General features: G+C 73.9%; 11 protein-coding genes. All 11 read left to right on the top strand.

Annotated features, from left to right (window positions below; all coding sequences use genetic code 11):
* Positions 1-47: 47 nt before the first annotated feature.
* The 11 genes from recN to ABZU25_RS17190 all read left to right on the top strand — a co-directional run bounded on the left by recN (position 48) and on the right by ABZU25_RS17190 (position 15,254).
* The gene (gene recN, locus ABZU25_RS17240; RefSeq protein ID WP_355030326.1) at positions 48-1,805 is read left to right on the top strand and encodes a DNA repair protein RecN; all 1,758 of its coding nucleotides are present in this window, start codon (positions 48-50) and stop codon (positions 1,803-1,805) included.
* Between the two features lie 119 nt (positions 1,806-1,924).
* Positions 1,925-3,103: a putative cytokinetic ring protein SteA gene (steA, locus tag ABZU25_RS17235; protein WP_355030314.1), complete on the top strand. Its 1,179-nt coding sequence runs from the start codon at positions 1,925-1,927 to the stop codon at positions 3,101-3,103.
* Between the two features lie 27 nt (positions 3,104-3,130).
* Complete coding sequence (locus tag ABZU25_RS17230) at positions 3,131-4,075, top strand: copper transporter (protein WP_355030313.1); 945 nt, start codon at positions 3,131-3,133, stop codon at positions 4,073-4,075.
* Positions 4,076-4,142: 67 nt separating this feature from the next.
* A complete protein-coding gene (locus ABZU25_RS17225; protein WP_355030312.1) occupies positions 4,143-5,009 on the top strand; it encodes a hypothetical protein in 867 nt (288 codons plus the stop codon).
* 1 nt (position 5,010) lies between these two features.
* Entirely contained in the window at positions 5,011-6,699 is a 1,689-nt protein-coding gene (locus tag ABZU25_RS17220) for a lipid II flippase MurJ (protein ID WP_355030311.1), read from the top strand.
* Positions 6,696-7,865: a glycosyltransferase family 4 protein gene (locus tag ABZU25_RS17215; RefSeq protein ID WP_355030310.1), complete on the top strand. Its 1,170-nt coding sequence runs from the start codon at positions 6,696-6,698 to the stop codon at positions 7,863-7,865. The genes ABZU25_RS17220 and ABZU25_RS17215 overlap by 4 nt, the downstream gene beginning before the upstream one ends.
* Positions 7,865-10,285: a hypothetical protein gene (locus ABZU25_RS17210; RefSeq protein ID WP_355030309.1), complete on the top strand. Its 2,421-nt coding sequence runs from the start codon at positions 7,865-7,867 to the stop codon at positions 10,283-10,285. Before ABZU25_RS17215 ends, ABZU25_RS17210 begins: the two co-directional genes overlap by 1 nt.
* A 163-nt stretch (positions 10,286-10,448) precedes the next feature.
* Complete coding sequence (locus ABZU25_RS17205) at positions 10,449-12,200, top strand: CTP synthase (protein ID WP_355030308.1); 1,752 nt, start codon at positions 10,449-10,451, stop codon at positions 12,198-12,200.
* Positions 12,197-12,802, top strand: a complete 606-nt coding sequence (locus tag ABZU25_RS17200; protein WP_355030307.1) for an NUDIX hydrolase — start codon at positions 12,197-12,199, stop codon at positions 12,800-12,802. Before ABZU25_RS17205 ends, ABZU25_RS17200 begins: the two co-directional genes overlap by 4 nt.
* A gap of 329 nt (positions 12,803-13,131) precedes the next feature.
* On the top strand, positions 13,132-14,247 hold the full coding sequence (gene ald / locus ABZU25_RS17195) for an alanine dehydrogenase (RefSeq protein WP_355030306.1): 1,116 nt from the start codon (positions 13,132-13,134) through the stop codon (positions 14,245-14,247).
* Positions 14,248-14,288: 41 nt separating this feature from the next.
* Positions 14,289-15,254: a site-specific tyrosine recombinase XerD gene (locus ABZU25_RS17190; protein ID WP_355030305.1), complete on the top strand. Its 966-nt coding sequence runs from the start codon at positions 14,289-14,291 to the stop codon at positions 15,252-15,254.
* Positions 15,255-15,362 lie beyond the last annotated feature (108 nt).

Here is a 15,362-nt window from a genome sequence, read left to right as displayed (position 1 = left end):
CCCGTCGGCTGGTCAACTGTCGGGCCTCGCGTCTACTGTCGGTGGCTGTGCTGGAAGAGCTGCGCATCACCGGACTGGGCGTCATCGACGACACCACGCTGCCGTTGACCGGCGGGATGAACGTCATCACCGGCGAGACCGGTGCGGGCAAGACGATGGTGGTGACCGGCCTCGGCCTGCTCTTCGGAGGTCGGGCCGACGCCGGGCGGGTCCGCGCCCAACCCGGCCGGGCGGTGGTCGAGGGGCGGTTGCGCCTGAACGGGCGGGTCGCCGACGCCGTGCACGCGCGGATCACCGAGGCCGGTGGCGAGCCCGACGAGGACGGCTCGGTGCTGCTGAGCCGCACGGTGACGGTGGAGGGGCGCTCCCGCGCCCACGTCGGCGGCCGGAGCATGCCGGTGTCGATGCTCGGTGAGGTCGGCGAGCAGGCCGTGGCCGTGCACGGCCAGTCCGACCAGCTGCGGCTGCTGCGCCCGGCCGAGCAACGCGCCGCGCTGGACCGCTTCGCCGGTCCCGCGCACGAGAAGCTGCTCGACGCGCTGCGCGAGGCGTACACCGGGTGGCGGCGGGTGGTCGACGACCTGGCCGACCGGCGGCGCAACGCCCGCGAACGCAACCAGGAGGCCGACCTGTTGCGGCTCGGCCTCGACGAGATCACCCGGGTCGACCCGCAACCGGGTGAGGATGACGAGCTGAAGACCGAGGCGCAGCGGCTGGAGCACGCCGAGGGGCTGCGGACCGCCGCGCAGATCGCCCAGCAGTGCGTGGCGGGCGGTGCGGAGGCCGCCGACGAGGCACCCGACGCGACGGTGCTGCTCGGCACCGCCCGACGGACGTTGGAGGCGCAGTCCGGCACCGACCCGGCGCTGGGTGAGCTGGCGGCCCGCCTGGAGGAGGCGGCCACGCTGGTCACCGACGTGTCGGCGGAGCTGTCGGCGTACCTGGCGACGCTCGACGCGGACCCGGCCCGGTTGCAGCACGTCTACGAGCGGCGGGCGGCGCTGCGGGCGCTGACCCGCAAGTACGCCGACGACGTCGACGGGGTGATCGCCTGGGCCGATCGGGCGCGCACCCGACTGTCCGACCTGGACACCTCCGATGATCTGCTCGACGAGTTGGAGCGGGACGGCCAGCGGCTCGCCGGGGAGGTGGCCGACCTGGCCGGGCGGGTGTCCGCGTCCCGGCAGGAGGCGGCGATCCGGTTCGCCGACCAGGTCACCGTCGAGCTGGCCGGGTTGGCCATGCCGCACGCGCGGATCGAGGTGGCGGTGCTGCCCCGCCCGGCTGGTCGCGCCGAGCCGACGCTGTCGGTAAACGGCGTCGAGGTGGGTGTCACCGCGGACGGTGGTGACGAGGTGGAGTTGCGGTTGCTGGCTCACCCGGGCGCGCCGTCGTTGCCGTTGCAGCGGGGTGCCTCCGGCGGTGAGTTGTCCAGGGTGATGCTCGCCATCGAGGTGGTCTTCGCCGGCTCGGGTGGCCCGCCCACGTTGGTCTTCGACGAGGTCGACGCGGGGGTCGGCGGTCAGGCGGCGGTGGAGATCGGCCGGCGGCTGGCCCGGCTGGCCCGCAGCCATCAGGTGCTCGTCGTCACGCACCTGCCGCAGGTGGCCGCGTTCGCCGACCGGCACCTGGTGGTGGCGAAGGACACCGGCGGCGCGGTGACGACCAGCGGGGTGCGGGTCGTGGAGGACACCGAGCGGGCCCGGGAGTTGGCCCGGATGCTGGCGGGTTTGCCCGATTCGGATCTGGGTATCGCTCACGCCGAGGAGTTGTTGGCCGTGGCCGCCAAGGAAAGGCGGCTGTGACGCCGCGTATTGTGAGCGCAAGCACACCCGCTTGTGTCGTCGTGTGCTTCCCTGGGTAGGCGGCCCTGCTCAGGCATGTCGCGACAGAAAAGCCTGCCTCACATGCCAGGATGGTCACGATGCGTCTACCCACGTTGCGCCGGAACCGGAACTCCGACCCGGGCAGAGTCCTCGGCACCGCGCGCCTTGATCGCCGGACGAAACGCCTGGTCGGTCGGCTGCGCCCTGGTGACATCGCGGTCATCGACCACGTCGACCTGGATCGGGTGGCGGCCGATTCGCTTGTCGCGGTCGGGGTCGGCGCGGTGCTCAACGCGAAGCCCTCGGTCTCCGGCCGTTACCCGAACCTCGGCCCGGAGGTGCTGATCGCCGCCGGCATCCCGCTCCTCGACGACCTCGGGGAGGGCGTCTTCGAGCAGATCCGCGAGGGCGATCAGGTGCGCATCGAGGGCAACACTGTCTTCGCCGGGAACGAGCCGGTGGCCCACGGCAGCCTCCAGGACGCCGAGTCGGTCGCGAAGGCGATGGCCGACGCCCGGGAGGGTCTGTCGGTGCAGTTGGAGGCGTTCGCCGCCAACACGATGGACTACCTGCGCCAGGAGCGCGACCTGCTGCTCGACGGTGTGGGCGTGCCGGACATCGAGACCCAGATGCAGGGGCGGCACTGCCTGATCGTGGTGCGCGGCTACGACTACAAGGCTGACCTGGACGTGCTGCGCCCGTACATCCGGGAGTTCAAGCCGGTGCTCATCGGCGTCGACGGCGGCGCGGACGCCCTGGTCGAGGCCGGCTACACCCCGGACGTGATCATCGGGGACATGGATTCGGTCACCGACGACGTGCTGCGCTGCGGCGCCGAGGTGATCGTGCACGCGTACCCGGACGGGCGGGCGCCCGGTCTGCCCCGGGTCAACGGTCTCGGCGTCCCGGCGATCACCTTCCCGGCCGCCGCGACCAGCGAGGACCTGGCCATGCTGCTCGCCGACGAGAAGGGCGCCTCGCTGCTGGTCGCGGTCGGCACCCACGCCACGCTTGTCGAGTTTCTCGACAAGGGCCGCGGCGGGATGGCCTCGACGTTCCTGACCCGGCTGAAGGTCGGTGGCAAGCTGGTCGACGCCAAGGGTGTGAGCCGGCTCTACCGGCAGAGCATCTCCGGGTCCTCGTTGCTGTTGCTGGTGCTGTCGGCGATCGCGGCGATGGCGTCCGCGGTGGCTGTCTCGACAGTCGGGAAGGCGTACCTGGGCGTGGTCGCCGAGTGGTGGGACAATTTCGTGTTCCAGCTGTACCGGCTCTTCTAGTTCCCGACCGATCAAGAGGCTGCAAGCGTGATCAACTTCCGCTACCACGTGGTGTCCCTCACCGCGGTGTTCCTGGCTCTGGCGATCGGCCTGGTGGTCGGCACGGCCGCCCTCAACGGCCCGGTCGCCGACTCGCTCGAGGGGCAGGTCACCGGGCTGCGCAAGGACAACCAGTACTGGCGCCAGCAGGTCAACAACATGGAGAAGCAGCTCGGGTTGGAGGAGGAGTTCGCCGAGAAGATGTCCCAGGTCGTCCTCCCGGGCGCACTGACCGGGCGTCGCGTGCTGGTGGTCACCCTGCCCAACGGGCGCGACCACACCGAGGGCGTGCTCAAGAAGCTTCAGCTCGCCGGCGCCACCGTCACCGGCCGGGTCGACCTCCAGGACAAGCTCGTCAACCCCGACAACAACTCCAACCTGCTGGAGTTGGCCGTCACCGCGGCCCGCCCGACGGCGCAGACCACCGGCCTGCCGGGCAACGGGCACGGTGTCGAGACCTCCAGCGCGCTGCTGGCCAGCGTCCTGCTGGACCGGGCCCAGGGCGTCGCGCCGGTCAGCGACGCCGACCGGCGGGCGGTGCTCGCCGCGTACAACAACGCCGGCTACCTGACCACCGACAACAACAAGGTCACCGGCTCGGCGGAGGCGGTCGTCGTGGTCAGCGGCCAGCCGTACGTCGACAAGGACTCCGACAAGCGCGACGAGTCGGTCGTCAAGATCGCCGAGCAGTTCGACCGGACCGGAGCGATCGTGGTGGCCGGCAACGGCTCCGCCGGTGGCAACCTGGTGTCCGTGGTGCGCGGCGACCCGGTGCTGTCGCAGACCATCTCCACGGTCGACAACGCCAACACGGTGCAGGGCCAACTGGTCACCACCCTCGCCCTGGTGCAGCAGCTCACCGAGAAGAAGGCCGGCCAGTACGGCGTCGGCGACAACGCCGCCTCCGGCCTGTTGCCTACAATGCCCCAGTGAGCGAACGACGTACCCCCGTGTCCGTAACCGACGCCCGTGCGAGCCTGAGGCCCCGCAGGGCGGCGGCGTGAGCGCGCTGGGGCGCCTGCTGATCGCCGGTGCCGGTGCCGCGGCGGCCCGGTACGCGCTGCGCGAGGTGCGCACCTCCCCGGCCGGACCCGCACTGGAGCGCACCAACTTCCGGGGCCGCACGGTGACCCTGGCCGCCGGCCCGGCGCTCGCCGCCGGGGCGACCGCCGTCGGCGCGTTCGGTGCCACCAGCGGCGCCTCCGGTGCGGCCGCCCTGGTCGCCGGCCTCGGCGCCGGTGGCGTCGGCCTGTACGACGACGTGGTAGGCGCGCGGCCGGAGCAGAAGGCGGCCAAGGGCTTCGCCGGTCACCTCGCCGCGCTGCGCGCGGGACGGGTCACCGCGGGCCTGGTCAAGATCGTCGGAGTGGGTGCCGCCGGGCTGGGCGCCGCCGCGCTGCTCGCCGCCGACCCCCGCGTCGCCGCGCACCCCCGCCGGCAGCGCCACGGCGCGTTCGTCCGGAGCGTCGACGTGCTGCTCGGCGCCGGCGTGATCGCCGGCACGGCCAACCTGCTCAACCTGCTCGACCTGCGGCCGGGCCGCGCCCTCAAGTCCGGGCTGCTGCTCGCCGCGCCGCTGTCCGGCGGCCCGCACGGCGGGATCGCCGCCGGCGCGGCCGGCGCCGCCGCCGGCCTGCTCCACGACGACCTGGCCGAGGACGTGATGCTCGGCGACAGCGGCGCGAACGCGCTCGGGGCGCTGCTCGGCGTCGCGCTCGCCGCCCGTACCGGCCCGCTCGGCCGGGCCGGTCTGCTCGCGCTGCTCGCCGGTCTCACCGCCACCAGCGAGAAGGTCAGCTTCACCGCGGTGATCCAACGGACCCCGGGGCTGCGGGAGCTCGACGCTCTGGGTCGGCGCGCCGACTGACGTGAGCAGACCGGCACCCCTCGCCGGCGCCGGCCGGTTGGCCGGGGCAGCCGCGCTCATCGCCGTCCTCACCGTGGCCAGCCGACTCGCCGGCTTCGGCCGCACCGCCGTGTTCACAGTGGGCCTGGGACACACCGACCTCGGCGGCACCTACGTGGTGGCCAACGCGGTGCCGAACTTCATCTTCGAGATCGTCGCCGGGGGAGCGCTGGCCAGCCTCGTCGTACCGCTGCTGGCCGGCGCTGTCGCGGCGGGCGACCGGACGGCCGTCGCCCGGACCACCGGGGCGCTGCTGACCTGGACGCTGGCGTTGCTGGTCCCGCTCGCCCTGCTCGTGGTGGTCGCCGCCGGGCCGGTGATCGGGCTGCTCGGCGACGGGCTGACCGCCGCCCAGCAGCAGAGCGGTGTCCGGATGCTGCGGGTCTTCGCGCCGCAACTGCCGCTGTACGGGGTCGGCATCGTGCTCGCCGGCGTGCTCCAGGCCCACCGCCGCTTCGCCTGGCCGGTGCTCGCCCCGTTGCTGTCCAGTCTCACCGTCATCGTCGTCTACCTCGTGTTCGGCGCGACGCAGGGCCGTTACGCCACCGTCGCGGGGGTCAGCCCCGGCGGCGAGTTGCTGCTCTCCGCCGGCACCACCCTCGGCGTGCTGGTGCTGTCACTGTCCCTGCTGATCCCGGTCCGCCAGCTCCACCTGGGGTTGCGGCCCGGCTTCGGGTTCACCGCCGATGTGCGGGCCCGGGTCGGCGGGTTGGCGGTGGCCGGCGCGGTCACCGTCGCCACCCAGCAGATCGCCCTGATCGTCAGCCTGAACCAGGTCACCTACGGCGCGGCGACCAATCCCAGCGTCTACAACCTGGCGCAGACCGTCTACCTGCTGCCGTGGGCGGTGCTGGCGGTGCCGCTGGCCATCGCGGCCTACCCGACCCTAGCGGCGGCGCGGGCCGCCGGTGACGAGGACACCTACCGGGCGACCCTGGCACCGGCCGTCCGGGGTGTGCTCCTGTTCAGTTGCCTCGGCACGGCCGCGTTGATCGGGACCGCCGGGCCGGTGGGGCACTTCTTCTTTTCCGGGTCCACCGCGTCGACCGCCGCTGCGGCGATCATCGGGTACGCCCCCGGCCTGGTCGGCTACGGCCTCTTCGCGGTGCTCACCCGGGCGCTCTATGCCAGGGGTGAGACCCGGGCGGCGACGGTCGCCACCGCCGTCGGCTTCCTGCTGGTGCCCGCGGTCGTGCTGGTGCTCCGCGACCTGCTGCCGCTGCGGGACCGGGTGCTCGCGGTGACGTCCGCGAACTCGGTGGGGATGCTGGTCCTCGGTGCGCTGCTGCTCCTGGCGGTGGCGCGCAGTGCCGGCCGTCCGGCGCTGGCCGGCGCGGCCCGTGCCGGGGCGGCCGGTGGCCTCGCCGGTGTGCTCGCCGCGCTCGCCGGGCTGGGCCTCACCCGCTGGCTCGACACACCGGGCGGCGGCACCCCGACGACGGCGGCGGCACTCGGTCAGGGCATGCTGTCCGGGGTTCTGGTCGGTGCGGTGTTCCTCGCTGTGGTCTGGTTCGTCGACCGGCGGGACGTGCAGCCGCTGCTCGCCGGGGTGCTGCGGCGTCTGGGTCGGCGGGGGCCACGGGGCGGGGACGGCGGATCGACGCCGGTCTCCCCGGAACGGGGCGACGGGAAGGAGACGGCAGCGCGATGAGTCAGCCAGCTCTGCCGCCCGGCTGGTCGGGCAGCGTCGCGTTGGTGCTCGCGTCCAGCACCGGCGGGGTCGGCCAGCACGTCCGCTCGGCGGCACGGGGCCTCGTCGCGGGCGGCGCGACCGTTCTGGTCTGCGGGCCGGCCGCCACCCAGGAGCAGTTCGACTTCACCGGTGTGGGTGCGCGTTTCGAGCCGGTGGAGATCCCGGCCAGCCCGACCCCGGCCGACGCCCGAGCGGTGCTGGCCCTGCGGCGGGTGCTCTCCGCCGCCCGCGTCGACGCGGTGCACGCGCACGGCCTGCGTGCCGGGTTGGTCGCCGTGCTGGCCCGTCCGACCGCCCCACTGATCGTCACCTGGCACAACGCGGTGCTGGCCGGCGGATTACGGGGCGGAATGTCCCGCCTCGCCGAACGGGTGGTGGCCCGCGGTGCCCGGGTGGCCCTGGGCGCCTCCACGGATCTGGTGCGCCGGGCCGCCGCGCTGGGCGCCACCGATGCCCGACTCGCCCCGGTCGCCGCGCCGACGCTGCCCGCGCCGCGTCGACGCCCGGCGGCGGTACGCGCCGAGTTCGGCGTACGCCCGGACCAACCGTTGATCGTCTCAGTCGGCCGGCTGCACCCGCAGAAACGCTACGACGTGCTGATCGACGCGGCGGCCCGCTGGCGTACGCGTACCCCACCGCCGGTCGTGGTGATCGCGGGCAGTGGCCCGGCCTATCTGCCGCTGGCCGCCCGGACCTCCGCGGCCCGCGCACCGGTGACCCTGCTGGGGCACCGCACCGACGTGGCCGACCTGCTCGCCGGCGCCGACCTCGCGGTGGTGACAAGCGACTGGGAGGCCCGGCAGCTTTTCGCCCAGGAGGCGCTGCGCGCTGGCGTACCACTGGTGGCCACCGCGGTCGGCGGGCTGCCGGAGCTGGTCGGCGACGCCGCCACGCTGGTCCCCTCCGGCGATGTGGACGCTGTCGACGCGGCGGTGCGTGCGCTGCTGGACGACCCGGCCGCGCGGGCCGAGCTGGGCCGGCGGGGCGCGGAACGGGCGGCGACGTGGCCGACCGAGACGGACACCGTCGGCGCGCTGGCCGCCCTCTACGCCGAGTTGGCCGGGCACCCCACCGGCCCGGCGGCCACCCCGGACTCCGACGCCCCGAGAACGGGACACCGGTGATGCTGCGCCGAATCGCCCCCGCCCTGCTGACCGTGCTCGTGGTGGCGCTCGGCGTCACCGCGCTGGCCGCCCGCCCGCCACAGAGCGTCCCGCAACGCACCGCCGACTTCGTGGTGCTCGCCGGGATCGCCGGCCTGCGCTGGGACGACGTCGACCCGCAGAGCACCCCGACGTTGTGGCGGATGGCCCAGGAGGGGTCGATCGGCTCACTGTCGGTGCGTTCCGCGCACCGACCCACCTGCCCGGTCGACGGCTGGCTGACCCTGGGCGCGGGCAGCTTCGCCGCGTGGAACGGCAGCCGGCCGCCCGACGGCTGCCCGCCGGCCGGGGTGGTCGTGGAACAACCCGACGGCATCGGCGCGAACCTGCCCGACCAGGAGAGCGTGGTGCAGTACAACCAGCAGCGCCTGTCCTGGGGCGCCATGCCCGGTTCGCTGTCGGAGTCGGTCCGCTGCTCGGTCGCCGTGGGACCAGGTGCGGCAGTGGCCGCCGCCCGACCGTTCGGCCGCGTCGACCGGTACGCCGCGGCGCTGCCGGCCGATCCGCAGGTGCTGCTCGGCTCCTGCGTGCTGAGCATCGTCGACCTCGGCACCGTCGAGGGGACCGATGCGGCGTCGCGCGCCGTGCAGGCCCGAGCGGCGGACGCCCAGTTGGCCCGGGTGTTGGCCGCGCGCCCACCGCGGTCGTTGGTGCTTGTCGCGGGGATCTCCGACACCGCCCAGCCGTCGCGGCTGCACGTGGCGGTCGCCGACGGTCCGGGCTGGGAGCGGGGGTGGCTCACCTCGGCCAGCACCGGCCGCGACGGGTACCTGCAACTTGTCGACCTCGCGCCGACCGCCCTCGCCGCGCTGGGCCGGCCGATGCCGGAGCGCCTCTTCCTCGGCCGGCCGGCGGTCAGCACCGGTGGTCGTCCGGCCGACCTCGCCGACGCGATAAGCGCCCCGGCGGACGCCGATCGGGAGGCGGCCGCCCAGCGGACCGTCTCCGGCCGGTTCTTCACGCTGCTCGCCGGTGTGCAGGTGCTGCTGGCGCTGGCGGTCCTGCCGCTGCTGCGCCGTGCCCGCCCGCACGCCGGGCCGACCGGCCCGGCCGCCATCTCCGGGCGGATCGTGGCAGTGGCGGAGTTGCTGCTTGTCGCCGTGGCGTTGACGGTGCCGGCGGCGCTGCTGGCCGACGCGGTGCCCTGGTGGCGTGGCGAACACCCCGGCTGGCTCTTCGGCGGGATCACCGGGCTGCTGGTGGCCGCCGGCACCGCGGCGGTCCGGTTCGTCCCCGGGTACGCGGGCACCCTCGGCCCGCTCGGCGCGGTGGCCGGCCTCGCCACGCTTGTCGTCGGGCTGGACGTGCTCACCGGGGCCAGCCTCCAGCTCAACGGCGTGGTCGGCTACTCCGCGTTGCAGGGTGGCCGGTACGCCGGGCTGAGCACTGTGGGGCTGGGAGTGTTCATCGCCGCGGCGTTGCTCACCGGGGGCTGGTTCGCCCAACGGGTGCACCGGGGCTGGCGGCCCGCGGTGATGGTGGCAGTGGGTGGCCTCGCCGTGGTGGTGGTCGGCAGCCCGTACCTGGGCGCCGACCCGGTCGGCGCGATCGCGCTCACCGCCGGGGTGAGCGTCGCCGCCGCGATCAGCGCCGGGGGCTGGTTGACGATCACCCGGCTGGCCTGGGCCGCCATGGCCGCCCTGGCGGTCGGCATCGGGTTCGCCGTTGTGGACCTGCGGCGTTCGGCGGTCGAGCGGGGCAGCCTGGGCAGGTTCCTCTCCGCGCTCGGCGACGGCACCGGCGGGTTCACCGTGCACCGATCCAGCACGGAGAATTTCGAGACGTTGGTCAACAGCCCGCTGACCGTGCTGGCGCTGGTGGGTGGGTTGCTTGTGTGGTTCGCCCTGTTGCAGCCGTGGGGTGGGCTGATGCGGTTGTTCGGCATCTACCCGGCGGTCCGGGCCGCGATGGCCGGGACCGTGGTCGCCGCGGTGCTCGGTGGGGTGCTCGACGGCGCTGCGCTGGACGTGCTGGGCGCTGCCGCCGCGCTGGTGGTGCCGATGGCCGCCCTGGCGGCGCTGCGGGTCCTCGGACATGCCGCCGACCGGACCCGCCCGCTGGCGGGTCGCTCCCGCGCGGACGGCGCCGACGACTCGGGGTCCGGCGGGGTGGGCCCGGCCGGTGACGGCCCGACCCGTGGTGGGGGGCCGCTGGGCGCGGTCCACCCTCGTCCGATCAGCGGACCACCCTCGGGCGCACCGGAGGCGGTCGCGCCGCCGGCGCCGCCGGACGACCCCTCGGCCGCCGCCGAAGACCCCTCGGCCGCCGCCGACGAGCCGGCGGGGCTGGCCGCGCGCGGGTCGACGCCGGACGCCGCCTCGACGGTGCCCGTGCCGCCCCGGCAGGTCAACCGATCATCGACCGAGGTTGCCGCTCCCTGAGCGCCGGCTCTCGGCCGGATGACCCGGTGGTGTCGCAGCCGGGGTGCGGCCTGCGGGTACCCGCCCGGGAGGTGTTACCGTCGAATCCCGTGGATCGCGTGATCAGTGAGCTGATCAAGCACGGCGGTCTGCATGACCGCGACAGACGACACGGGAGCAGGCCTTGGCCCCATCAGCACGGACGACCAGGCACATTTTCGTCACCGGGGGCGTCGCCTCCTCGCTGGGTAAGGGCCTCACCGCCTCCAGCCTCGGCAACCTGCTGACCGCGCGCGGGTTGCGGGTGGTGATGCAGAAGCTCGACCCCTACCTGAACGTCGACCCGGGGACGATGAACCCGTTCCAGCACGGTGAGGTCTTCGTCACCGAGGACGGCGCCGAGACCGACCTCGACGTCGGGCACTACGAGCGCTTCCTGGACCGGGCGTTGTCCGGCAAGGCGAACGTCACCACCGGCCAGATCTACTCCGACGTGATCGCCAAGGAGCGGCGGGGGGAATACCTGGGCGACACCGTCCAGGTCATCCCGCACATCACCAACGAGATCAAGTCGCGGATCCTGGCGATGGCCGACCCGGACGAGGACGGCCAACTCCCCGACGTGGTGATCACCGAGGTCGGCGGCACGGTCGGCGACATCGAGTCGCTGCCGTTCCTGGAGGCGATCCGCCAGGTCCGCCACGACCTGGGCCGGGACAACTGCTTCTACCTGCACGTCTCGCTGGTGCCGTACCTGGCGCCGTCGGGTGAGCTGAAGACCAAGCCGACCCAGCACTCGGTGGCGCAGCTGCGCAACATCGGTATCCAGCCGGACGCGATAGTGCTGCGCTGCGACCGGGAGATCCCGGTGAAGCTCAAGGAGAAGCTGTCGCTCTACTGCGACGTGGACACCGAGGCGGTCGTCGCCGCCCCGGACGCCCCGAGCATCTACGACATCCCGAAGGTGCTGCACCGGGAGGGGCTCGACGCGTACGTGGTGCGCCGGCTCGGTCTCTCCTTCCGGGACGTGGACTGGGCCAGCTGGGACGACCTGCTGGAGCGGGTGCACCGGCCCCGGCACACTGTCACCGTCGCGGTGGTCGGCAAGTACGTCGACCTGCCCGACGCGTACCTGTCGGTCAGCGAGGCGATCCGCGCTGCCGGTTTCGGTCACCGGGCCCGGGTGCAGCTGCGCTGGGTGCCCAGTGACGAGTGCGTCACCCCGGCCGGCGCCGCCGCGGCGTTGGCCGGCGTGGACGGCATCCTCATCCCCGGCGGCTTCGGCGTGCGCGGCATCGAGGGCAAGATCGGCACCGCCCGGTACGCCCGCGAGACCGGCATCCCGCTGCTCGGCCTCTGCCTCGGCCTGCAGTGCATGACCATCGAGGTGGCCCGGCACCTGGCCGGCCTGGACGGCGCCAACTCGTTGGAGTTCGACGAGCAGGCCGCGCACCCGGTCATCGCCACGATGGCCGACCAGGAGGACATCGTCGCCGGCCGGGGCGACCTGGGCGGCACCATGCGGCTCGGGGCCTACCCGGCGACGCTGACCGAGGGGTCGATCGTCGCCGAGGCGTACGGCAGCGCCGAGATCAGCGAGCGGCACCGGCACCGTTACGAGGTGAACAACGCCTACCGGGACGCGCTGACCAAGGCGGGCCTGCACATCTCCGGCACGTCGCCGGACGGTCGGCTTGTCGAGTTCGTCGAGCTGGACCGGAGCCTGCACCCGTTCTTCGTGGCCACCCAGGCACACCCGGAGCTGAAGAGCCGACCCACCCGCCCGCACCCGCTGTTCGCCTCGTTCGTCAAGGCCGCGGTGACGTACTCGCAGGCCGACCAGCTGCCGGTCGACCTGGACGCGGCGACGGAGGCCCCGCCGACGCGCAAGGCCGCCCGCAACGGCGCCGCGACGAAGGCGGCGTCCGCGTCGTGAGCGGGGTTGAGCACCGCTACGAGGTGCGGTCCCGCGAGGAGCGGTACCGGGGGCGGATCTTCGACGTCGTCACCGAGGAGGTGACCATGCCCGGCGGCGGGACGGGGGTGCGTGACCTCGTCCGGCACGTCGGGGCGGTGGCCGTGGTGGCGCTCGACGACGCCGGCCAGGTGGTGCTGATCCGGCAGTACCGGCACCCGGTCGGCCGGCACCTGTGGGAGCTGCCCGCCGGGCTGATGGACGTCTCCGGCGAGGAGTTGCCGGCGGCCGCGTTGCGGGAGCTGGCCGAGGAGGCGGACCTCACCGCCGGGCAGGTCGACGTGCTTGTCGACCTGCACAGCTCACCCGGGTTCACCAACGAGCTGGTGCGGGTCTTCCTGGCCCGGGACCTCGCCGAGGTGCCGGCCGACGAGCGCCACGAGCGCCGCGACGAGGAGGCCGACCTCCAGGTCGTCCGGATCGACCTGGACGAGGCGGTGGCCATGGTCCTGGCCGGCGAGATCACCAACGCGTCCGCGGTGGCCGGGCTGCTCGCCGCGGCCCGCGCCCGGGACACCGGCTGGTCGGCGCTGCGCCGGGCGGACGCGCCGCTGCCACGCTGAGCGCCGCCGCCGGTCCTACACCGGCAGGGAGTACGCGCGAGAGGGGTCCCGCGGTCAGCCGCGGGGCCCCTCGCCGCCTGTCCCCAGCGGCATCCGGCAGATGGGGCGATAATGGTCGAACGCTGTCCCGACGGCTGAGGCGGCGAATCCGCGCGGTGCCCTGACACTCCGTCAGGACACCCGGGCACCGGATGCCACTGTGCTGGCTCACGGCGGCACCGGGCGCGCCTAGACTGCCGCCGGCGGGACCGGTGGACCGTGGTGGCAAAGGGGCCGCCGCGGCACCGAGCAGTCGGGGGAGAGCAGCCCCGAAGAGAGGTGTCTGCATCGTGAAGGTCGGAATCCCACGCGAGGTCAAGAACCACGAGTACCGCGTGGCGATCACGCCAGCGGGCGTCAACGAGTTCACCCGCAGTGGTCACCAGGTCTTCGTCGAGGCCGGTGCCGGGGTCGGCTCCAGCATCACCGACGAGGAGTTCGCCGCCGCCGGCGCGACGATCCTCGCCACCGCCGACGAGGTGTGGGAGACCGCCGAGCTGGTGCTCAAGGTCAAGGAGCCGATCGCCGAGGAGTACCACCGGATGCGCGAGGGGCAGGTGCTCTTCACCTACCTGCACCTGGCCGCCTCCAAGGAGTGCACCGACGCGCTGATCGACCGCAGGGTGACAGGCATCGCGTACGAGACGGTCGAGCTGCCCGACCGGTCGCTGCCGCTGCTCGCCCCGATGTCCGAGGTCGCCGGCCGGCTCGCCCCGCAGGTGGGCGCCTTCTACATGATGCGTACCGGCGGTGGGCGCGGTGTGCTGCCCGGCGGTGTCTCCGGCGTGTACGCGGCCAAGACCGTCGTCATCGGCGCGGGCGTGTCCGGCATGAACGCCGCCGCGATCGCGCTGGGCCTGCAGTCCGAGGTGCTGCTGCTGGACAAGAACGTCGCCCGGCTGCGCTCGGCCGACGCGATCTACCGCGGCCACCTGCAGACCATCGCGTCCAACGCCTACGAGGTCGAGCGGGCCGTCCTCGACGCCGACCTGGTCATCGGCGCGGTGCTGGTGCCCGGCGCGAAGGCGCCGACGCTGGTCTCCAACGAGCTGGTCTCCCGGATGAAGCCGGGCAGCGTGCTCGTCGACATCGCGATCGACCAGGGCGGCTGCTTCGAGGACTCGCGCCCCACGACCCATGCCGACCCGGTCTACAAGGTGCACGAGTCGATCTTCTACTGCGTGGCGAACATGCCCGGCGCGGTGCCGAACACCAGCACGTACGCCCTGACCAACGTCACCCTGCCGTACGCCCTGGAGCTGGCCAACCACGGCTGGCGGGAGGCGCTGCGCCGCGACCCGGCGTTGGGGCTGGGCCTGAACACGTACGACGGCCAGGTCACCTACGGTCCGGTCGCCGAGGCGCACGGCATGGACGCGCTTCCGCTGACCGACGCACTGGCCTGAGCGGTGGCGGGCTGACCGGCAGCACGGACTCCGGCGCCGGCGTGGGCGACCAGCCCACGCCGGCGCTGCGCCGTGCCGTGCGCGGCTACCTCGACCACCTCACCGTCGAGCGTGGACTGTCGCCGAACACGCTCGCCTCGTACCGCCGGGATCTGGACCGCTATCTCGCGACCCTGGTCGACGCCGGCGTCGCCGACCTCGCGTCGGTCGGCGCCGGTCTCGTCGAGTCGCACCTGGCGCGGCTGCGCGCGGGCGACGACGCGCACCCGCCGCTGGCGGTCTCCTCCGCCGCCCGCGCGGCCAGCGCGGTCCGCGGTCTGCACCGCTTCGCGCTGCGCGAGGGGCTGGCCGGCGTCGACCCCAGTCGGGACGTGCGCCCGCCCACCCCGCCCCGCCGGCTGCCCCGGGCGCTCCCGGTCGACGACGTGGTCCGGTTGCTGGAGACCGCCGGCCCGATCAGCGCCATCGGCGCGGACGCGCCGACCGCGCTGCGCGACCGGGCGCTGCTGGAGTTTCTGTACGGCACCGGCGCGCGGATCTCCGAAGCGGTGGGCGCCGCCGTGGACGACCTGGACACCGACGATGGCACCGTGCTGCTGCGCGGCAAGGGTGGCCGGGTGCGGTTGGTGCCGATCGGCGGGTACGCCGTCGACGCGGTGCGCGCCTACCTGGTCCGGGCCCGACCCGGCCTGGCCGCCGCCGGTCGGGGAACCCCGCAGGTCTTCCTCAACGCCCGCGGCGGCGCGCTGACCCGCCAGGGCGCCTGGGGCATCCTGCGCGCCGCCGCCGGCCGGGCGGGGCTGCCCGTCGACGGGCCCGCCGCCGTCTCACCGCACACCCTGCGCCACTCCTACGCCACCCACCTGCTCGACGGCGGCGCCGACGTCCGGGTGGTCCAGGAGTTGCTCGGCCACGCATCGGTGACCACGACACAGGTCTACACACTTGTCACCGTCGAGCGGCTGCGCGAGGTGTACGCGACCGCCCATCCGCGCGCCCGGGACTGAACCCGGTCGCGGTCGGCTCCGACACGCCGGGCCGGTGCCGAACCCCCTGCTGGTCGGTGGCGTACAGTCGGCATCGGCGCGGACCTCCTGGAGCGACACGACCGGGGT

Source organism: Micromonospora sp. NPDC005215, from assembly GCF_040607915.1.
GTDB lineage: Bacteria > Actinomycetota > Actinomycetes > Mycobacteriales > Micromonosporaceae > Micromonospora.
Note: the sequence above shows the minus strand (reverse complement) of the source record. Positions and strands in the feature narration are given on the sequence as shown.

Coding starts and splice junctions, on each gene's coding strand:
- ABZU25_RS17210 (WP_355030309.1), top strand. CDS start 7,865: ATGCTGCGCCGAATCGCCCCCGCCCTGCTGACCGTGCTCGTGGTGGCG.
- ABZU25_RS17215 (WP_355030310.1), top strand. CDS start 6,696: ATGAGTCAGCCAGCTCTGCCGCCCGGCTGGTCGGGCAGCGTCGCGTTG.
- steA (WP_355030314.1), top strand. CDS start 1,925: ATGCGTCTACCCACGTTGCGCCGGAACCGGAACTCCGACCCGGGCAGA.